Genomic DNA, 20092 nt, shown 5'->3' on the forward strand with positions numbered 1-20092 from the left:
ACCGGGGCACCCGTGCAGCCGCGGCGGTTACGGCTTGGGAACCGGGTGCCCCTCCGAGGCCTGGACGACGACGATGCCGCTTCCGGTGAGGCACAGCTGATATGCCTCACCGGAACCGCGGCCGATCGCGGCGCCCATCTTCGCGGTCTTGCGGATCGTCGAGTGCAGGCCGGTCGACCACAGCACCGCGCTCTGCATGTCGACGTACGTGGGGGTGTCCACGTTCAGGACGACGGGAGTGCCGTAGATCGTGACGGCGAGGACACCGCGGCCGGTGAACGTGGTGTTGAACAGGCCGCCGCTGAGCATCGACGCCCCCTCGACGCGGTTGATGTCCCAGCTGAGGGAGCTGTCGAACGCGAGGACGTTGGAACCGCTGACGGTCACCGACTCGTCCTCGAGTTCGAGCAGGAAGATCTCGTCGGCGTCGCGGGCGAGGAACACGTCGCCGCTGCCGGAGACCTTCATCAGCGACATGCCCTCACCGGTGAATGCCTTTTTGAAGAACTTCCCGACACCGCCGCTGCCCTGGTAGGCGAAGTCGACGTCGCCCTGGTAGGCGACCATCGATCCCTGCCGGGCAAAGAAGTGACCGCTGGTTCCGGCCAAGTCCACCTTGAGTATTCGGGGATTCTGTAGCACGAAGGTGCCCGGGTCACCACTGCGTTCCGCGTTCTTCATCAGGTCGCTGCGCATGACGGAATCCTATCCGTCCCGTCAACGAACCCATTCCGGTCCGGGCCCGTTGTCTTCTTCGAAGATCAGCCACGTCTTGGTCGACTGCACACCCTCAAGGCTCTGCAACCGTTCGAGGACGACATGGCGCAGTGCGCTGTTGTCCGGTGCGCGCACCAGGACGAGAACGTCGAAATCGCCGCCCAACAGCGAGAAGTGCTCGACGAAGGGCAGCGTCCGGAGCTGGGTGGAGATCCCCCGCCACGAGTCCTGCCGAATCGAGAGTGCGATGAACGCGGACGAGCCGAGTCCCGCCTTGGAGTGCGAGATCCGGGTGGTGAAGCCTTCGATGATCCCCGCCTCCTGCAACCGCTCGATTCGGACGTAGGCGTGCGCGCGGGAGATGTGCGCCTTCTCCGCCAGCGCCCGCATCGAGATGCGGCTGTCGGCGACCAGTTCCTTGATGATGCGCCGGTCGATCGCGTCGAGTTCATACGTGTCCGCTGTGCCGCCGGCCATCTGTCCATCCCTACTGTGGTCGCTCACACTCCGGTGAGACATTCTGCCCTCAATGAGCCGATTCTAGACCGTTCGTCTCTGATTCCGCCTTGTCGTTGTCGATAGGTCGTTCAGTTGCGAGCATTGACGAACACAATGCATCTGGAGGTAGACGTGACGCTCGTAGAGCCGCCCCTGGCGACGCCGTATCGGAAGTTCCTTCCCGCCGAGTGCGCGGTGCAGTATCTGGACGCGGCCGGTGAGCTGACCGAAAGCGAGGCCCGGTATCCGAGGCCGAGCGACGATCGTCTGATCGAGATGTACCGGAACATGGTGCTGGGCAGGCGCTTCGATCAGCAGGCGACGGCTCTGACCAAGCAGGGCCGGCTCGCCGTCTATCCGTCTTCGCGTGGTCAGGAGGCCTGCCAGATCGCGGCGGCGATGAGCCTGCAACCCGGCGACTGGATGTTCCCCACGTACCGCGACTCGGTCGCGCTCGCCGCCCGCGGCATCGATCCGGTCGAGATCCTCAGCATGCTCGCCGGCAACTGGCACTGCGGCTACGACCCCGCCGCCCACCGCAGCGCCCCGCAGTGCACCCCGCTGGCCACCCAGCTCTTGCACGCGACGGGTGTGGCCTACGGCGAACACCGCAAGGGAAACGACACGATCGCCCTGGCGTTCTGCGGCGACGGCGCGACCAGTGAGGGCGACTTCCACGAAGCCCTCAACTTCGCCGCCGTGTTCAAGGCGCCGGTCGTGTTTCTGGTACAGAACAACGGATTCGCGATCAGTGTGCCGCTCGCCCGGCAGAGCGCGGCGCCCACGTTGGCGCACAAGGGGGTCGGCTACGGAATCGGCTCCGAGCAGGTGGACGGCAACGACCCGGTCGCCATGCTCGCCGTGATGGACGAGGCCGCGAACTTCGTCCGCGCCGGCAACGGTCCCGTCATCGTCGAAGCCCACACCTACCGGATCGATGCGCACACCAACGCCGACGACGCCACCCGCTACCGCGACTCGGCCGAGGTGGAACAGTGGCTCGGCCGCGACCCGCTGGCCCGGCTGGAGAAGTACCTGCGCGGGAAGGGCCTGCTCGACAACGCATCGTCTGAGGCCCTCACCGCGGACGCCGAGGCCGCCGCATCCGCGCTGCGTGCCGGCATGAACGTCGACCGGCCCACCGACCCGATGGACCTGTTCCGGTACGTCTTCGCCGAACAGACCCCGCAACTTCGAGAGCAGCAAGCGCAGGCGGAAGCCGAACTGGCCGCCGAGTCCGAGGAGAACTGACACCATGCCCGTGCTCACCATGGCCCAGGCCCTGAACACCGCACTGCGCGACGCCCTCACCGCCGACGAGAACGTCGTCGTCTTCGGCGAGGACGTCGGCGCCCTCGGCGGCGTCTTCCGCGTCACCGACGGCCTGACCCGAGACTTCGGTGCCGACCGGTGCTTCGACACCCCGCTCGCTGAATCCGGCATCATCGGCTTCGCGATCGGCATGGCGATGTCCGGGTTCAAGCCGGTCGTCGAAATGCAGTTCGACGCGTTCGCCTACCCGGCGTTCGAGCAGATCGTCTCCCACGTCGCGAAGATCCGGAACCGCACCAAGGGTGCGCTGTCCGTGCCGATCGTCATCCGGATCCCGTTCGCGGGCGGCATCGGCGGGGTCGAGCACCACTGCGACTCCAGCGAGGGCTACTACGCCCACACCCCCGGGCTGAAGGTCGTGGCCCCGTCCACCGTCGAGGACGCCTACACCCTGCTGCGCGAGGCGATCGACGACCCGGACCCGGTGATCTTCCTCGAACCGAAACGTCTGTACTTCTCCCGCGCCGACGTCGACCTCGCGGTCGGCGCACCGATCGGACAGGCCGCCGTCCGGCGTCCCGGCCGGGACGCGACCATCGTCGCGTACGGGCCGTCGGTGACCGTCGCGCTCGAGTCCGCCGAAGCGGCCGCGGCGGAGGGTCACGACATCGAGGTGATCGACCTGCGGTCGATCGTGCCGTTCGACGACGAGACCGTCATGGCGTCGGTCCGGAAGACCGGCCGCTGCATCGTCATTCAGGAGGCGCAGGGGTTCGCCGGTGTCGGCGCCGAGATCGCCGCCCGCGTCCAGGAACGCTGCTTCCACCACCTGCACGCGCCGGTGCTGCGGGTCAGCGGATTCGACATCCCCTACCCGGCACCGAAACTCGAACGCCTCCACCTGCCGAGTGTCGACCGTGTCCTCGATTGCGTCGACCGGTTGCAGTGGAACGATGACGTCGACACCCGCTGGGCGGTGACCGCATGAGCAACCAGGTCTTCCTGCTCCCCGACCTCGGCGAGGGACTCACCGAGGCCGACATCGCCGAATGGAAAGTGAAGGTCGGCGACACCGTCACCATCGACCAGGTGGTCGTCGAGGTCGAAACCGCGAAAGCGGCGGTCGAGGTGCCGATTCCCTTCGAGGGCACGGTGATCTCCCTGCACGGCGACGAAGGCTCGACGCTGCAGGTGGGCACCCCGCTGATCACCGTCAGCGGAACCCCCGCCGCGCACGAGCAGTACCGCGAAGAAGAAAAAGCCGGCTCGGGCAACGTCCTGATCGGGTACGGCACCAGCGAGGACACGCGCCGGCGTCGCCGACGGGTCGGCGTGACACGCGAGGTCACACGACCGGAACCGAACCGTGCCGGTGTTGCGCCACGGGTCATCTCGCCGGTCGTCCGCAACCTCGCGCGGCAGAACGATCTCGACCTGTCGCGGCTGTCCGGGAGCGGTCCCGGCGGTGTGATCAACCGCGCCGACGTCGAGAAGGCACTCGCCGCCACACCCGAGACAGCCGACGCGCAGCGGATTCCGATCAAGGGCCTGCGGAAAGCGGTCGCCGACAAGCTCTCGACGAGCCGACGCGAAATCCCGGACGCGACAACCTGGGTCGACGTGGACGCCACCGACCTCCTCGCCGCCCGCCGGGCAATCAACGCCACTCTCGACGCCGACGCCGGCGTGAGCCTGATGGCCCTGCTCGCGCGTCTGGCCCTCGCGGCGCTGAAGCAGTACCCGGAACTGAACTCGACCGTCGACACCGAACGCAACGAGATCGTCCGATACGGACACGTCCACCTCGGCATCGCGGCGCAGACTCCGCGCGGCCTGGTCGTCCCGGTGATCGAAAAGGCCGACTCGCTCACCACCGTCGAACTGGCCCGGCAACTGCGGGACACGACGGCGCTGGCCCGTGAGGGGACGCTCCCGCCGGCACGACTGACCGGTGGCACGTTCACCCTCAACAACTACGGCGTCTTCGGTGTGGACGGCTCGACCCCGATCATCAACCATCCCGAGGCCGCGATCCTCGGCGTCGGCCGCATTATCGACAAACCGTGGGTGGTGAACGGGCAGTTGGCCGTTCGGAAGGTCACCCAGGTGTCGCTGAGCTTCGATCACCGCGTATGCGACGGCGGTGTCGCGGGCGGGTTCCTCAGACTGTTCGCCGACTACCTCGAGAACCCGATCACCGTGCTGGGGAGGCTTTGATGACCACCACCCACAGTGACGTCCTGATCCTCGGTGGCGGTTCCGGCGGTTACGCCTGCGCCTTCCGAGCCGCGCAGCTCGGCCTGTCGGTCACACTGATCGAAGCCGACAAGATCGGCGGAACCTGCCTGCACCGGGGCTGTATCCCGACCAAAGCGCTCCTCCATTCCGCCGAGGTCGCCGACACCGCGCGGACCGGTGCCGCGTTCGGCGTGCGAACGACGTTCGACGGCATCGACATCGAGGCGGTGCACCAGTACAAGAACGACACGATCGACCGGTTGCACAGGGGACTGCAGGGCCTGGTCGCCCAGCTCGAGATCAGCGTCGTGAGCGGGCACGGAAAGTATCTCGGAGACAGGACGATCGAGGTGGACGGCACCCGCTACACCGGGACGTCCATGGTTCTCGCGACCGGCTCCTACGCCCGGACGGTGCCGTCCATCGAACTCGGTGAGCGCATCGTCAACAGCGACGACGCATTGAATCTCGGGTTCGTCCCGAAGAAGGCCATCGTTCTCGGCGGTGGCGTGATCGGCGTCGAGTTCGCCAGCGTCTGGGCCTCGTTCGGTGCGGAAGTGACTGTCGTCGAGGCGCTCCCCCGCCTGGTCGCGGCGGAGGATCCGTGGTGCTCGAAGCAACTCGAACGCGCGTTCCGCAAGCGCGGTATCGCCGCCCGCACTGGGGTGACGGTCGCGGCGGCGAAGGAAACCGCGGACGGCGTTCTCGTGGAACTCGACGGCGGCGACACCCTCGAGGCGGAGATCCTGCTGGTGGCGGTGGGGCGCGGACCGTGCACCGGTGACAGCGGGTTCGCGGAACACGGCATCACCCTGGACCGTGGGTTCGTCGTCACCGACGAGCGGCTGCGCACCCCCGTCGACGGTGTGTACGCCGTCGGCGACATCGTGGCCGGACTTCAACTGGCGCACCGCGGCTTTCAGCAGGGTGTGTTCCTTGCCGAAGAGATCGCCGGCCTCGATCCCGTTCCCGTGGCCGAGCATCTCGTTCCGCGGGTGACGTTCTCGCACCCCGAGGTCGCGTCCGTCGGACTCACCGAGGATGCCGCCCGCGAACGGTACGGCGACGTCACGTCCGTCGTGTACGACCTTGCGGGCAACGGCAAGAGCCAGATCCTGAAGACGTCGGGCGGAATCAAGGTCGTCCGCGCCGGTAACACCGGCCCGGTGGTGGGTGTGCACATGGTCGGCGACCGCGTCGGCGAGCTGATCGGCGAGGCCCAGCTGACCGTTGCCTGGGAGGCCCTGCCCACCGACGTCGCGCCGTTCGTCCACGCACACCCCACCCAGAACGAAGCACTGGGCGAAGCGATGCTGGCGTTGTCGGGAAAGCCGCTGCACGCGCACGGCTGAACGCATTCGATCCGCGTCGGGGAAGATCGCGCACCGGTCCGCGGTTGAAACCGGTTGATCCGTGAGTCTTTCGGCGCAAACCCGGTCCTTCAGGTCCGGGTGAGCCGATCTGGTTTTGTCGGACTGTGTGGCTAGTGTCTGGGTTATGGCGGGGAGGGTGGTGAGGCGGGCGTTCAAGTACCGTTTCTATCCGACTGCGGTGCAGGCGGAACAGCTTGCTCGGACGTTCGGGTGCACCCGGTATGTCTACAACCGGGCGTTGGCGGAGCGGACGCGTGCCTGGTCGCAGGAGCGGCGTCGGGTGACCTATGCGGATACCTCGAAGATGCTCACCGGATGGAAGCGTGATGCCGAGACGGAGTGGTTGTCGGAGCCGTCGAAGGGGCCGTTGCAGGAGGCGCTGCGGCAGTTGCAGGGTGCGTTCGACAGGTTCTGGCGCACGCAGGCCGGCTACCCGAAGTTCAAGAGGAAGGGCCAGTCGAAGGATTCGGCGACCTACTATTCGAACTGCTTCACCTACCGCGGCCGGCAGATCCGGTTGGCCAAGCAGTCCGAACCCCTGGATATTCGGTGGTCGAGGCCACTGCCGGAGGGGGCCACGCCGTCGCAGGTGACGGTGTCGCGTAACGCTCGTGGTCAGTACCACATTTCGATTCTCGTCGAGGACACGATTCCCGAACTCGGGCCGGCCGATCGGGTGGTCGGGCTCGACGCCGGAATCACCAGCCTCTACACGCTCTCGACGGGGGAGAAGATCACCAACCCGCGACACGAGCGCACGGACCGTGAGCGGCTGGCGAAGGCGCAGCGGGTGCTGGCCAAGAAGCAGAAGGGATCCCGGAACCGGGCCAAGGCCCGACTGAAGGTCGCGAAGATTCATGGCCGGATCGCCGATCGGCGCCGCGACTATTTGCACAAACTCTCCACTCGACTGGTGCGCGAAAATCAAGTGATCGCCATCGAGGATCTGAGTGTGCGGAACATGGTGAAGAATCGGTCGTTGTCTCGGGCGATCTCCGATGCGAGTTGGTCCGAGTTCCGGTCGATGCTCGAGTACAAGGCCGACTGGTGCGGGCGGCGGGTGGTGGTGATCGACCGGTTCTATCCGTCGTCGAAGACCTGCTCGGTGTGCGGGACAATCGCCTCGGCGATGCCGCTGAACGTGCGGGAGTGGACGTGCCGATGCGGCGCCGTTCACGATCGGGATGTGAACGCGGCAAGGAACATTTTGGCCGTCGGACTGACGGTGGCAGCCTGCGGAGACGGTGTGAGACCGCCCCGCACATAACGTGCGGGGCGGCGACTGTCGGTGAAACAGGAACCTCGGGACCCGAGTTTCGAGGGGATTCTCGGTCGTTCACGGCCGGGAGGAAGTCAACATCGGAAACGACACAACAGAACGCAATGACTCTTTCAGCGTCCGCGATCACCGCATCCGTCGCAGACCGGCTGGCCCGCGAATCCATCGTGTGGCTGACGACCATCGGTCGCAACGACACACCGGTTCCGACCCCGGTGTGGTTCAGCTGGTCGGGCACCGAGTTCCTGATCTTCAGCCAACCGGGCACCGCCAAGCTGGCGAACATCGGCAGGAATCCGCAGGTCGCGCTGAATTTCAACAGCAGCCCCACGGGTGGTGACGTGTCGGTGTTCACCGGGAAAGCCCGCGTCGACGCGGACGGTCCGTCGCCGGAGGAGTGGGAGACCTACGTCGAGAAGTACCACGAGGACATGGCCGGTCTGGATTACACGCCCGAGAAATTCCGGCAGGACTACTCGACGCTCGTCCGCGTCACCCCGGACCGGTTGCGCGGCTGGTAGCACCGATCTCTCAGCAGAACGACGGCAACAACGTGCCGGATGCGCCACCATCTGATGCGGAGCAATCTCGCTCCCCACCTATACGGAGGAACTCGCATCATGGACTGGACACTCGAAGTGGTCGTTCTGCCCGTCAGTGACATCGATCGTTCCGTCGCGTTCTACCGCGACAAGCTCGGCTTCCATCTCGACCACGACACCACCAACGAGCACATGCACGTCGTTCAGCTGACCCCTACCGGTTCGGGCTGCTCGATCGTGATCGGCAACCTCCCGTCGCAGACGGAGATGGCACCCGGGTCGATGAGGGGACTGCAGTTGGTGGTCGCCGACGCCGCCGCGGCCCGCCAGGAGTTGCTCGATCGGGGTGTCGAGGTCAGCGAGATCACCGTGTTCGACGAGCGTGACGGGGGAACTTTCTTCGGATTCGCCGATCCCGACGGCAATACGTGGGCGGTCCAGCAGATCAAGGCGCGGGCGGAGAAGCCGCTGATTCCGGTCGAGGACCGGGGGCGGTTCGGGGAGAACGGCTGAGGGTTCGCACGCTCACGTCAGGGGACAGGCGTTCCGGGTGTCCTCGACGAGTTGTTCGGCCAGGGTGAGGGCGGCGGTCAGTTCGTCGGGCGTCGTTCCGAGCCGGCCGAGGACGGCGTGAGCGCGAGCGGTGAAATCGGTGGGTGCGTTCGGCAGGGCACCGGCGGCAGCCACGGCGCCCTTCTCGTTGATCACCCAGCGCCGAGCGTGCGCGTGGAGCGCGTGGGCGCACAGGCACACCGCGCGAAACAGGCATCCCGCCACATACGTCGCATCGGCACGCGGGATCGCCTTGCGGGCCAGCACGGTGACGAAGTCCGCCTCCCACAGTCGCCGCACCAGGGCTTCGCGCAGCGGGTCCGGGTAGTGCTGCATGTCGGCGTGAAGAGCAGCGATACGTCCGGACGGAGCGGCGAGGATCACCGCCGACGCGAGTTCGCCCGCGTAGGCGAAGTCCGCGAACCCGAACGGGTGACCGGTCTGGGCGTGAAACCCGTACACACCCTGCTGGGTGTCCTGCCACACCGCGGTCACCCGGTCGAGGTCGCGGTACAGCCAATCCACCGCCCGGCCGTCGATGGACAGCCACGCCCCGCCGTCGACCCACGGTCCCCACTCACCCGTCCGGGTCGCCGATGCCCCGGCGCCGGCGCATTCCTGCGCGAGGTGGGTCAGTCCGTCGGTGTCGAGGGCACCGCGGTAGTAGACCCCGAGGTCGTAATCGGATTCCGGCGTGTGCGTTCCTCGGGCGCGGCTGCCGCCGAGGGTGACGCCGACGACGCCGTCGATGCCGCACAAGCGTTCGGCCAGGGGACGCAACACCGGGTCGTCGAATTCCACACCCCACATCGTCCACCCCGACCCGGCGCAGCGGATAAATTCGGTTCATGCTCATCTTGGGAACGACCGTGATCGGTGCACGCGACATCGGGCGTGCAACCAGGTTCTGGACCGAGGCACTCGGATTGACTGCGCTCCCGCCCGTCGGCGACAACGACTTCACCAACCTGACGCTGCCCGACGGCCGACCACTGCTGGCGATCCAGCAGAGCGAACACGACGCGGAACCCGAGCCTCGGCTGCACCTCGACCTGCACGCCCGCGACAGCGAGGACCAGGCCGCGGAAATCGAACGGCTCGTCGGTCTCGGCGCGCAGCGGGTGCCGTGGGACCGGTACCCCGAGGACTCGGACTTCGTGGTGCTGGAGGACACCGAGGGCAACAGGTTCTGCGTCATCGACAACTCTCGCGCGCCGGAACAGTGCCGGCTCGAGATGTCCTGAGTCTTGCGCTACGCGGCACCCGCGTAGTTGGCGGGGCGGGGCAGCATCGGCCGGCAGACGGCGCGCGGGATGCCGCACACTTCGAAGAAGTCGATGACGATGGATCGGACCTGCGCGGAGACGACCGCTGCGGAGAACCCCGCCGAGACCTCCTGCTGCGGCAGTGAGCGGGCGAATCGTTCGAGTTCGTCGCTGATCTGGATTTCGTTGGGTTTCTTCGCGGGAGTCGCGAGAATCATCAGCCGCATCCGGTCGGCGAGGTGCGCCAGATCGGAGACGGCGTCCGCCAATTGCGGGTCGACTCGCTCGCCGTCGTACGTGGCGATCAGGGCGCGCCGCACCAGGACCCGGGTGTTGCGTGCGGCGTTGTCGATCGGGTCGGCGATCGATGCCAGCCGGCCGATGCGGCGACGTCCCCGCCAGTGAATCGGCGAGATCCGGGCCACCTCGGATCCGGAGCGGAGTTCGACGCGCATGCTGTCGATGGTCGACTGCGTCGAACGGGCAAGTGCGAGAGCATCCTCCAGAGCGGAGACGTCACCCGCGGCCAGGCCCTTCGACGTTTGACGGAGGGCCGCGGCCACGCTGTCCAGCACAGCGGCGGCGCACCGGCGTGTCCGGCGCACCGGGTCGGTGGGCAACACGGACAGCGCCACCAGGCTGAGCGCACCCCCGATCAGTGCGTCCACGACACGGTCGAACGGGTGGGCGCTCGTAGCGGATGCCATGGCTGCGACCAACGCCGCCGACGAACCCGCCTGCAGGACGATCACCGAACCACCGTCGAGGAGCACCGCGAAAGACATCGCCACCGCTACCACGAGGCAGATCTGCCACGGCCCGTTGCCGATGTATCGCACGACGACGTCCGAGACGATCGTTCCGATGGTGACGCCCGCGATCAACTCGCCGGCCCGGCGGCTGCGGGCGCCCCGCGCGACGCTCAGGCACACGACCGCCGCCAACGGAGCCAGCAGCGGCTGTTCGTGACCGGCCACCTCGACCGACACCCACCACGCCGCCCCCGCGGTGACCGCCGTCTGCGCAATCGGCACCAGGTACCCCGCGAAGCGAAGCAACGCGGCGCGCACTGACGGCAGTGCGGTGGAACCGACCTTCCTGAGAAGGGCGAGTATCGAGATGAGCTGGAGCACAGTGGTACAGCTTTCTGGACGGTCACACGTGGGCAGGAGCACATTCTGTAGAGCCCGCCGCGGTCGACGATCGCCGGTGGACAAGCCTCCGCAAAGCTTGTCCTGGATTTCTTACGCCCGTGTAAAAGTCGCCGCTTTCATAGCGCAGATCACGTTCCGAGGCCTCCTCGGCGCGACGCAGGTCACAACCGTCCCTGCCGAACATGCTTTGAAATCCACGTGATTCAAACCACTCGAAGGTCTCGCGGGCGACCGTACTATTTCCCTAAATGCATGGGGAAACCCTCCCCGTGAGTGAAGGGATTTGCGCGCGTGCCCGAAGTGGGAAGTAACGGAACCGGCGGTATCGACAGCGAGCAGCAGATCCCTCCGGGCGCGCGAGGGTACGACGGATTCGGCGGACATATCGGGCGGACGAGTGCGGAGTCGACGCCGTGGTGGGCGCCGGAGACGAAAGCCCCCGCCGGTGCGCCGAACATCGTGGTCATCCTCATCGACGACATGGGCTACTCGGACATCGGGCCGTTCGGCTCCGAGATCGACACCCCCAACCTGGACCGGCTCGCCGACAGCGGCTACCGGCTGTCGAACTATCACACCACCTCGGTCTGCTCACCGGCTCGCGCGGCGCTGCTCACCGGCCTGAACCCGCACCGCGCCGGCTACGGCAGCGTGGCCAACTTCGATCCCGGCTTCCCCGGGCTGCGGATGGAACTCGCCGACGACGCGCTCAGCCTTGCGGAGATTCTGCGCGCGAACGGCTATGCCACGCACGCGGTGGGCAAATGGCATCTCGCGCGCGATACCAACCTCGCGCCGGGTCGCACCCGCGATTCCTGGCCCCTGCAGCGTGGATTCGACAGCTACTACGGCTCGCTCGAGGGGTTGAATTCGTTCTACTACCCGAACGAGCTGATTTCGGACAACTCCGTGGTCGACGTCGAGGAGTATCCGTCGGACTACTACGTCACCGATGACATCACGGACAAGGCCGTCTCGCGGATCAAGAGCCTGCGCGCCCACGACGCCGACAAGCCGTTCTTCCTGTACTTCTCGCACATCGCAATGCACGGACCGCACCAGGCCAAGCCCGAAGACCTGGCCAAGTACCGCGGCCGCTACACCGAGGGCTGGGACGCAGTGCGACGCAGCCGCTTCGACGCGCAGCTCGAGGCAGGCTTCTTCCCGCCCGGCACCCAGATGGCCGAACGCAACACCGAACCCGGCTACGACGCGCCGCCGTGGGACGAGCTCACCGAAGAGGAGCAGCTGCGGTTCGCCCGGTACCAGGAGGTCTACGCCGCGATGGTCGACAGCATCGACCAGAGCGTGGGGCGGGTGCTCGACACCCTCGACGAACTCGGCGAGACCGACAACACCATCATCGTGTTCACGTCCGACAACGGCGGCACCGCCGAGGGCGGCGCGGCGGGAACGCGGTCGTACTTCAGCCAATTCGTGCACGGACCGGTCCCGTCGGACTGGGTGCGCGACGTTCCGCACGACGAGGAACTGATCGGCTCGGAGAGGATCGGCGTCCACTACCCGCGCGGCTGGGGGCAGGCGTCGAATACCCCGTTCCGGTTCTACAAGGGCCAGACGTTCGCCGGTGGTGTCCGGGTGCCGTTCCTGCTGTCCTGGCCGGCCGGACTCGGGCGTGCCGACGGCGACACCGGACTGCGCAAGCAGTACTCGTACGTCACCGACATCACGCCGACGCTCCTGGATCTCGCCGGACTCGAAACTCCGAGCCACCGGAACGGGCTTCCCGCCCAGGAGCGTGACGGTGTCAGTATCGCCGACGTTCTGCGAGACGCCGCACAGCCCACCCCGCACACGGAGCAGTACGCCGAGTTCGGTGGTCACCGCGGGTTCTACCGAGACGGTTGGAAACTGCTGTCGCTGCACACGGATCCGACCCGGGTCGACGATCCACAATGGCAGCTGTTCGACGTCGAATCCGACCCGGCCGAGACCACGGACGTCGCGCCTCTCTTCCCCGAGAAGGTCCGCGAACTCGCCGAGGCGTGGGATCGGGCGGCGTGGCACAACACCGTGTTCCCGATCCTCAACGACCGCAAGGCCGTGCAGCGGCGACCCGACGAGCGTCGCCTCGCGGAGCCGGTGAAGATCCTCGCGGGCACGCCGACGCTGGAACGCTATCGGTCCAGTGTGCTGATCCAGTACCGCGACTTCACCATCGACGTCGCCACCCACCCGATCGCCGCAGGCGACGAAGGTGTCCTCGTCGCGCACGGTGACCCCCACGGCGGATACGTGCTCTACGTTGAGGACGGCCGGATCGTGCTCGCGGTCAACAGCTACGGCCGCGTCGCGCACACCTCCGCGCCCCTCGGCACGGATGTGGTGGGTGTGCAGGTGCGGGCGGACGCCACCGAATCCGTCCGGTGGAACTTCACCGTCGCCCTCACCGACTCGGCCGGGGTCAGCACCGACGTGGCCACCCTCGTCGACCAGTTCCAGCTGGTCGGCATGGCGCCGTGGACCGGGATCTCGGTGGGCGTCGACGCCCGCGGACCCGTCGTGTGGGATCTGCGTGAACGCCGCGGAACGTTCCGATTCACCGGCAGGCTGCGGTCGGTCACCTACACCCCCGGGCCCGTGCGGGTGCCCGAACCGGTCATCCAGGAGGTCGAGGAGCTGGCCGAGGCCATGGCCGACTGACCGAAGAGGTCGGGCGCGCGAGAACCCGCCCGACCTCCGCTGGGTTACCGGTCAGCTGTCGCCGTCGGAATCCTTCTTGCCGTCGGAATTTCTGCGCCAGTGGGTGAAGCGCTCCTTGATGTCCGCCGCGACGTCGCCGACGCCGTTGCCGACGGCGTCCACGGTGGTGCCCAGTCCGCTGCCGATCTCACGGAGCATGCGGATCAGCGGGTCGTTCGAGGTGTCGAAATTCTGTTTGTACGATTTCGCGGCCTTACGGAATTCTTCGCTGATCTTGGCGTCGTCGTCCTCGCCGCGGCGCGGGTACTCCCCGCGGAGGATTGCTGCGTAGGCGCCGCTGTCCACCCACTTCTTCAACTCGGCGGCGCGCAGCACCGAGAACGGATGGGTGCGCAATTCGATGTTGAGGAGCTTGAGCACGCCGTCGCGCAGGTCGCCGCTGGCGTCGTACTCCGCGGCCTGGGCCAGGAAGGCGTCGGTATCGATTTCGCTCACCCGAGAGCCGCCTGCCAGCTTCAACTGAACGCGGAGGGCGGTGTGGACGTCCTGCCCGCACAGCAAACCGGCACGGTCGCCGGACAGTTCCGACTTGCGCTGCCATTCCATGAGCGCGGCGATGATCGCGCGCAGCGCCCACCCGCCGATCGGGATCCAGCCGATGGTCCCGGCCAGGCGCATCAGATGCATGAGGATCGTGCGATACACCGCGTGCCCCGAGAGCGCGTGCCCGAGCTCGTGGCCGATGATGAACCGCTGCTCCTCGTAATTCATCACGTCCAGCATTCCGGTGGTGACCACGATGAACGGACGGTCCATGCCGATGGTGAAGGCGTTCACGACCGGGGTCTGTAGCACGAACAGCTCGGGCGTCTCGTCGGCGCCGAGAATCCGCACGCAGTCGCTGCGGAGGTCGTGGAGATCGCTGAACTGCCGTTCGTCGACGCGCACGGACGTGGCCAGGTACATCAGCCGGTGCTGGCGCTCCTGCAACAGACCCGAGATGGTTCGGAAGACTGTGTCGAACCCCTTCAAGGTGCGCAGGGTGACGAGCGCCGCGCGATCCGCCGGATGCTCCCACGCACGCGAGCTGATGTCCGGGAACGCCGTGCGAACGCGGTCTGGTGTGGTGGTCAAGCTTTCCCCCTGGGTCGGTGTGCGCGGTGCAGAGCCCTCCCGGTCAGGGTAGCGCCGGAGGGTAGCGGCGGCGGTCGTGCTGGGCATTTTGCCAACCGCCGACCACGGCGGCTGCTCCGAACATGCGCACGATGCTCAAACGTGACGCTCGGTATTGCTCAAAGTGCGTTCCGGTGGTCGACTGTTGTGCGAGATCTGCACACGAGACCTCGAAGATGCGGTGAGGTCGGTTCCCACAGGTCCGCCTGCCCGTCACCGCCGATCCGCCTCGCTCACGAACTGGGCCGAGGAGGATCGGATTCGGTGCCAGGAACTCACAGGCAAGGACGAAACGATGAACGACGCCCGCACGATCGACGACCACACGGCGCAGCTCACCCCGCGCGCGGCCACTCCGGAAGCGCTCGTGAATATCGAGAAGCGTGTGCTCTGGTTGGCGACGTCGATGATCCACCACGCCAACCGGGTTCGCCTGAATCCGACGGGGTTGAAGGTCGGTGGGCATCAGGCGTCGTGCGCGTCGATGGTCTCGATCATGACGTCGTTGTGGTTCGAGCAGTTGCGGCCGGGGGATCGGGTGTCGGTGAAACCCCATGCCTCGCCGGTGCTGCACGGCATCAACTACCTGCTCGGTGAGCTGGACGAGAAGTATCTGACGACGCTGCGGGAGTTCGGGGGTCTGCAGTCCTACCCCAGCCGGTCGAAAGATCCGGATCCGGTGGACTATTCGACCGGTTCGGTCGGCATCGGCGCGACCGCCCCGATCTGGGGTGCCATCGCCCGCCGCTACGTGAACACCCAGATCGGTTCGGCGGGCACGGGTCGGCAGTACTCCCTCGTCGGTGACGCCGAACTGGACGAGGGCGCGGTGTGGGAGGCGATCCTCGACACCTCCGTCTCCGAACTCGGCGAGATCGTGTGGATCGTCGACCTGAACCGGCAGTCCCTGGACCGGGTGGTGCCGAACATCGCCGCCGGCCGGCTCGAGGCGATGTTCTCGGCCGCCGGCTGGCAGGTGATCACCGTGAAATTCGGGACCCTGCTCGAGTCGCTGTTCACCCGGACCGGTGGGCCGGCGTTGCGGACCCGGATCCTGGATATGCCCAACCCCGAATACCAGCGGCTGCTGCGCTGCGACGCCGAGCAGGTGCGGGTGCGGCTGCCCGGCGACGGCCCCGACGCCGCCGCGATCGCGTCGCTGATCGCCGAGTTGGACGACGACACCCTGCTGCGGGCGATCCGGAACCTCGGCGGGCACGACCTCGACGCACTGCGCGCCGCGTACGGGCAGATCGACGACACCCGCCCGACTGTGATCATCGCCTACACGATCAAGGGCCGCGGCCTGCCGACGCAGGGGCATCCGCAGAATCATTCGTCGCTGCTGACCGTGGAGCAGTACGAGCAACTCGCCGCGGAACTGGGCATGGACCCGGCGAATCCGTGGTCTAGGTTCGACGCCGACAGTGCGGCGGGCCGGGTGTGTGCGGCGACCGCGGACCGGTTGCGGCGGAAGACGGTCGAATTGGGCACGCCGCCCGCGGTGCCGGCTGACATCGGCCGCACCCCGTCCGGGACGTCCACAACGCAGGCCGCCTTGGGTCGGGTGTTGCTGGATCTGTCCAGGGAGGCCCCGGAGGCGGCGAAGCGGGTGGTCACGGTCAGCCCCGATGTCAGCTCTACTACCAACCTGGCGGGGTGGCTGAACAAGGTGGGGGTGTGGTCACCGAACGAGCGGCGCAACTGGTTCGACGACGACGCCGAGACGATCATGCACTGGCGGGAAAAGCCCACCGGGCAGCACATGGAACTGGGCATCGCGGAGACGAACCTGGTCGGGTTGATGGGTGAACTCGGTGCCACCTGGAGTCGCTGGGGCCAGCCGCTGTTCCCGATCGGGGTGATGTACGACCCGTTCGTCGAACGCGCCCTCGAGCCGTGGTCGTACGGGATCTATGCGGGCGGGCAGTCGATCCTGGTCGGCACCCCGTCCGGGGTCACCCTCGCCGCGGAGGGTGGGGCGCACCAGTCGATCAAGACCCCGTCGATCGGCCTCGAGCAACCCGGCTGTGTCAGCTACGAGCCCGCCTTCGCGATCGACGTCGAGTGGACGCTGCTCGACAGCATCTCCCGGCTGGGCCGCCCGGACGGCTCCTCGTCGTATCTGCGGCTCTCGACCCGCCCGGTCGATCAGACCCTTGCCGCCGTCCCCACCGATCCCGCCGCTCGGGAACGTCGCCGCCGTCAGGTCGTCGCCGGGGCCTACACCCTCCGGCACACCGACACCCCGGCGGTCACGCTGGTCGGCATGGGGGCGGTGATCACCGAAACCCTCACCGCCGCCGACCGGTTGGCCGAGCAGGGGATTGCCGCCGACGTCGTGTGCGTGACCAGTCCCGGGTTGTTGTTCGAGGCAGTGCAGGCGCGCCGCGGCCTCGCCGACGGCCCGTCCTGGATCCTCGACCAGGTGTTCCCCGCCGACCGGGCGGCACCGATGGTCACCGTCCTCGACGGCCACCCGCACACCCTCGCATTCCTGACCGGGATCAACCACGTTCCCGGTGCTGCGCTCGGTGTCAGCAAGTTCGGGCAGGTCGGTTCCCTCGACGACGTCTACCGCTACCACGGCATCGACACCGACAGCATCGTCCGCGCCGCACTCGACCTCTCCTGAACGAACGGGACGCTCGTTGCGTCAGATCGAACGAGCGTCCCGTTGGTCCAGGGAGCGCAATACCTTTTGGGTATCAGAAGATCCATCACTAGTGTTGGACTTGAATGGTTGACGCTCCTAGCCTTGTGGACACAGCGCGCACCGACGGCGGCGCGATTGCGAACGAGGAGAACGAAACCCATGGCCACTGCGTCCCCCCACGAGATCGCTCACAAACTCGGTTCCGGTCTGTTGTCGTTCCCGGTCACCCACTTCAAGGATGACCACTCGTTCGACGAGGCCGCGTATCGCGAGAACATCGGCTGGCTCGGGCAGTTCGACGCCTCCGGGTTGTTCGCCGCAGGTGGCACGGGCGAGTTCTTCTCGCTCACCCCGCCGGAGGTGGAGCAGGTGGTCCGGGCAGCGGTGCAGGAGGCACCCGACGGTCTCCCGGTGATCGCGCCCGCCGGCTACGGCACGGCCACGGCCGTGCAGATGGCCCGGTCGGCGGAGAACGTCGGCGCGCACGGCATCCTGCTGCTGCCCCCGTATCTCACGGAGGCGAGCCAGGACGGACTCGTCGCCCACGTCAAAGAAGTGTGTGCCGCAACCACTCTCGGGGTTACGATCTACAGTCGCGCCAACGCCGTCTACACCGAGGCCGCTGTCGCGGAGCTCGCGGACAGCTGCCCGAACCTGGTCGGGTTCAAGGACGGGGTCGGCAACATCGAGCAGATGACCCGCATCTACGCGAGTCTCGGTGACCGGCTGACCTACGTCGGCGGACTGCCCACCGCCGAGATGTTCGCATTGCCGTATCTCGCGCTGGGCGTCACCACGTACTCCTCGGCCATCTACAACTTCGTGCCCAAGTTCGCGCTCGACTTCTACAACGCGCTCCGCAGCGGAGACAACGCATTCGTCATCAACGCGCTCAACGAGTTCGTGATCCCGTACTGCAACCTGCGCAACAAGAAACAGGGCTACGCGGTCAGCATCATCAAGGCCGGCATGACGGTGATCGACCGACCCGCCGGCCCGGTCCGCGCGCCGTTGACCGACCTCGACGCCGTCGAACTGGCCGAACTCGCCGACCTGATCAAGAAGGTCAGCTGAGCCGCACCGTCCGCGGATTCATCATCGGAGAACGCCATGACACTCACCGCAGCACGTGCACAACTCGCCCTCGACCTCGCGCGGCGCCATGCCGCGACACTCGACACGGCCGTCGCCGTCAGCGTTGCCGACGACGCCGGAGATCTGATGTGCTGCTCCCGGACCGACGGCGCCGCCGCGGAACTGCTGGACTCCGCGACCCGTACTGCGCTCGGCACCGCCCGGCGAATGTCGGGAACGACCGATGGGCGCGGGGTAGAGCCGGTGCCCGGGGCGACGGTCGACTGCGGGATGGTCCCCGCGTGGACACCCCACCCGGCCGACAAACCCAGTGCGGTCGGCATACTCGCGGTCGCGACCTCCGTCAGTGGTGCCGGGCCACGCATCGTCGCGACCGTCATCGACGAGATCCACCGGTTCGACGAGCGACACCGCCGCAACATTTCGTGACACCGGCCCCGACAGCGACCGTGCCCGGCGGTCAGCCGAGGCTGAACGGCTGTCCCCACAGGGTGACGGTGCCGTCGACCGAGTCGGTCGAGACCGAAACGGTCGCGTAGGAGCGTGCCTGCGCGTAGCCGGCGCAACCGGAGACACCGAACGTCTCGTCCGAGTACGTGAATCCACCGCTGTTGCCTTCGAAATCGAAGTCACTGGTGTGCGCCTCGGCGCCGTAGCTGTCGGTGTACTCGACGTCGAGGATCGGGACGCTGACGGCCTGGCCGGGGGCGATGGAGAGTCCGCCGCCGACGGCCGTGTCACCCGTGCTGATCGGGTTGCCGACGGTACCGGCCTGGATCGCGTCCCAGCCCGCATTGGCCGCGGCGCCACCGCTGGCTTCGCCACCGAAGTCGAGCTGGCAGGCCACGATGTAACCGGCGTCGATGTTTCCACCCTTGGCGGTGCCGCCGTCGATGGAGACGTCGATGGTGCCCGACGCCCACACGTTGCGGTGCAGCGGGGTCGAACCCATCGACGGGCTGATGTTCGCGGTGTTTCCGGTCTGACGCACGGTCACCACGGTGCCGTCGAGCAGCGTCTGGGTGACGGTCCCGTCCTGCAACGGAACGAAGGTGTCGGCGTTGGCCGCACCGGTGGAGAAAAGGCCGATCGCGACGGTGGCCGCGGCGACCACGCCGGCAGCCTTGGCGCCGTGGCGCAGGGTCTTGCTGTTCATTGTTCCCCTCTAGGGTGAATGTCGCTTATGCGAGAAGTCGTGAAGTGGGATCTGCTTACGAGCAATCAGCCGATGCTGAACGGCTGCCCGTAGAGGGTCGACTTGACGTAGTGGTTCCCCGGAATTTCGAGGACCGTGTACGCACGAGCCTGCGCATACCCGCCGCAACCCTGGAGTTCGATCTGCTGGTCGCGGTACTGAATCGCAGACACGCCCGGCTTCAGGTCCGTCTTGGACTTGACCTTCGCGAACTTCACCTCACCGGCGCTGATCGGAATCGACAGCGAACCACCCAGGCCGAGCGAGTCGAGACCGAGATCGGCACTCAGACCACCCTCGAGACCGGTGATGTCGGCCTGGCAGCCCACGATGTAACCGGTGGTCAGCGTCGCGCCTTCCTCCGGAACCTCGCCACCGAGCTCGGCGAACACGTCACCCGACACCCATGCGACGCGGCC

The 20092-nt window shown here is 67.0% G+C and carries 19 protein-coding genes; 12 read left to right on the forward strand and 7 right to left on the reverse strand.

Going from position 1 to position 20092, the window contains the following annotated elements:
- Positions 1 to 27 precede the first annotated feature (27 nt).
- Both ACNJ7E_RS28235 and ACNJ7E_RS28240 read right to left on the reverse strand, forming a co-directional pair.
- Entirely contained in the window at positions 28 to 696 is a 669-nt protein-coding gene (locus tag ACNJ7E_RS28235; RefSeq protein ID WP_418341537.1) for an AIM24 family protein, read from the reverse strand.
- Between the two features lie 21 nt (positions 697 to 717).
- On the reverse strand, positions 718 to 1194 hold the full coding sequence (locus ACNJ7E_RS28240) for an Lrp/AsnC family transcriptional regulator (protein WP_280779499.1): 477 nt from the start codon (positions 1192 to 1194) through the stop codon (positions 718 to 720).
- Between the two features lie 135 nt (positions 1195 to 1329).
- Between ACNJ7E_RS28240 and pdhA the strand changes: the two genes are divergently transcribed.
- The 7 genes from pdhA to ACNJ7E_RS28275 all read left to right on the forward strand — a co-directional run bounded on the left by pdhA (position 1330) and on the right by ACNJ7E_RS28275 (position 8432).
- Positions 1330 to 2466 carry a pyruvate dehydrogenase (acetyl-transferring) E1 component subunit alpha gene (gene pdhA / locus ACNJ7E_RS28245; RefSeq protein ID WP_317569379.1) on the forward strand — a complete coding sequence of 379 codons (1137 nt, stop codon included), beginning with the start codon at positions 1330 to 1332 and terminating at the stop codon, positions 2464 to 2466.
- A gap of 4 nt (positions 2467 to 2470) precedes the next feature.
- A complete protein-coding gene (locus ACNJ7E_RS28250) occupies positions 2471 to 3475 on the forward strand; it encodes an alpha-ketoacid dehydrogenase subunit beta (RefSeq protein ID WP_280779501.1) in 1005 nt (334 codons plus the stop codon).
- Complete coding sequence (locus ACNJ7E_RS28255; RefSeq protein WP_418341538.1) at positions 3472 to 4704, forward strand: dihydrolipoamide acetyltransferase family protein; 1233 nt, start codon at positions 3472 to 3474, stop codon at positions 4702 to 4704. Before ACNJ7E_RS28250 ends, ACNJ7E_RS28255 begins: the two co-directional genes overlap by 4 nt.
- The gene (gene lpdA / locus ACNJ7E_RS28260) at positions 4704 to 6077 is read left to right on the forward strand and encodes a dihydrolipoyl dehydrogenase (RefSeq protein WP_418341539.1); all 1374 of its coding nucleotides are present in this window, start codon (positions 4704 to 4706) and stop codon (positions 6075 to 6077) included. Before ACNJ7E_RS28255 ends, lpdA begins: the two co-directional genes overlap by 1 nt.
- 145 nt (positions 6078 to 6222) lie before the next feature.
- Positions 6223 to 7365: an RNA-guided endonuclease InsQ/TnpB family protein gene (locus tag ACNJ7E_RS28265; protein ID WP_418341540.1), complete on the forward strand. Its 1143-nt coding sequence runs from the start codon at positions 6223 to 6225 to the stop codon at positions 7363 to 7365.
- Between the two features lie 116 nt (positions 7366 to 7481).
- The gene (locus ACNJ7E_RS28270) at positions 7482 to 7898 is read left to right on the forward strand and encodes a TIGR03667 family PPOX class F420-dependent oxidoreductase (RefSeq protein WP_418341541.1); all 417 of its coding nucleotides are present in this window, start codon (positions 7482 to 7484) and stop codon (positions 7896 to 7898) included.
- Positions 7899 to 7997: 99 nt separating this feature from the next.
- Positions 7998 to 8432: a VOC family protein gene (locus ACNJ7E_RS28275; protein ID WP_418341542.1), complete on the forward strand. Its 435-nt coding sequence runs from the start codon at positions 7998 to 8000 to the stop codon at positions 8430 to 8432.
- A 12-nt stretch (positions 8433 to 8444) separates the two neighbouring features.
- Here the strand turns inward: ACNJ7E_RS28275 and ACNJ7E_RS28280 are convergent, their stop codons facing one another.
- Positions 8445 to 9281 (reverse strand): nucleotidyltransferase domain-containing protein, encoded by an 837-nt coding sequence (locus tag ACNJ7E_RS28280; protein WP_418341543.1) that lies wholly within the window; start codon positions 9279 to 9281, stop codon positions 8445 to 8447.
- Positions 9282 to 9319: 38 nt separating this feature from the next.
- Here ACNJ7E_RS28280 and ACNJ7E_RS28285 point away from each other — a divergent pair, with 38 nt between their 5' ends.
- Positions 9320 to 9715 (forward strand): VOC family protein, encoded by a 396-nt coding sequence (locus tag ACNJ7E_RS28285; protein WP_283333154.1) that lies wholly within the window; start codon positions 9320 to 9322, stop codon positions 9713 to 9715.
- Positions 9716 to 9723: 8 nt separating this feature from the next.
- Here ACNJ7E_RS28285 and ACNJ7E_RS28290 read toward each other — a convergent pair whose 3' ends face one another.
- Complete coding sequence (locus ACNJ7E_RS28290; protein WP_418341544.1) at positions 9724 to 10869, reverse strand: FUSC family protein; 1146 nt, start codon at positions 10867 to 10869, stop codon at positions 9724 to 9726.
- Between the two features lie 321 nt (positions 10870 to 11190).
- On the opposite strand from ACNJ7E_RS28290, the gene ACNJ7E_RS28295 reads away from it, so the two are divergent.
- Positions 11191 to 13554, forward strand: coding sequence for an arylsulfatase (locus ACNJ7E_RS28295; RefSeq protein ID WP_418341553.1), 2364 nt, complete (start codon positions 11191 to 11193; stop codon positions 13552 to 13554).
- Positions 13555 to 13605: 51 nt separating this feature from the next.
- Here the strand turns inward: ACNJ7E_RS28295 and ACNJ7E_RS28300 are convergent, their stop codons facing one another.
- Positions 13606 to 14688 carry a M48 family metallopeptidase gene (locus ACNJ7E_RS28300; protein ID WP_418341545.1) on the reverse strand — a complete coding sequence of 361 codons (1083 nt, stop codon included), beginning with the start codon at positions 14686 to 14688 and terminating at the stop codon, positions 13606 to 13608.
- Positions 14689 to 15022: 334 nt separating this feature from the next.
- On the opposite strand from ACNJ7E_RS28300, the gene ACNJ7E_RS28305 reads away from it, so the two are divergent.
- The 3 genes from ACNJ7E_RS28305 (at position 15023) to ACNJ7E_RS28315 (ending at position 18907) form a co-directional block, all read left to right on the forward strand.
- The gene (locus ACNJ7E_RS28305) at positions 15023 to 17362 is read left to right on the forward strand and encodes a transketolase-like TK C-terminal-containing protein (protein ID WP_418341546.1); all 2340 of its coding nucleotides are present in this window, start codon (positions 15023 to 15025) and stop codon (positions 17360 to 17362) included.
- A gap of 180 nt (positions 17363 to 17542) precedes the next feature.
- Positions 17543 to 18457, forward strand: a complete 915-nt coding sequence (gene kdgD / locus ACNJ7E_RS28310) for a 5-dehydro-4-deoxyglucarate dehydratase (protein WP_418341547.1) — start codon at positions 17543 to 17545, stop codon at positions 18455 to 18457.
- 36 nt (positions 18458 to 18493) lie between these two features.
- Complete coding sequence (locus ACNJ7E_RS28315) at positions 18494 to 18907, forward strand: heme-binding protein (protein WP_418341548.1); 414 nt, start codon at positions 18494 to 18496, stop codon at positions 18905 to 18907.
- A gap of 31 nt (positions 18908 to 18938) precedes the next feature.
- Here ACNJ7E_RS28315 and ACNJ7E_RS28320 read toward each other — a convergent pair whose 3' ends face one another.
- Together ACNJ7E_RS28320 and ACNJ7E_RS28325 are read right to left on the reverse strand one after the other, a co-directional pair.
- The gene (locus ACNJ7E_RS28320; protein WP_418341549.1) at positions 18939 to 19634 is read right to left on the reverse strand and encodes an MspA family porin; all 696 of its coding nucleotides are present in this window, start codon (positions 19632 to 19634) and stop codon (positions 18939 to 18941) included.
- Positions 19635 to 19699: 65 nt separating this feature from the next.
- On the reverse strand, positions 19700 to 20092 hold a 393-nt coding region (locus tag ACNJ7E_RS28325; protein WP_418341550.1), incomplete at its 5' end, for an MspA family porin.

It is taken from the genome of Rhodococcus mengyinensis (assembly GCF_048381435.1).
GTDB classification, from domain to species: domain Bacteria; phylum Actinomycetota; class Actinomycetes; order Mycobacteriales; family Mycobacteriaceae; genus Rhodococcus_F; species Rhodococcus_F opacus_D.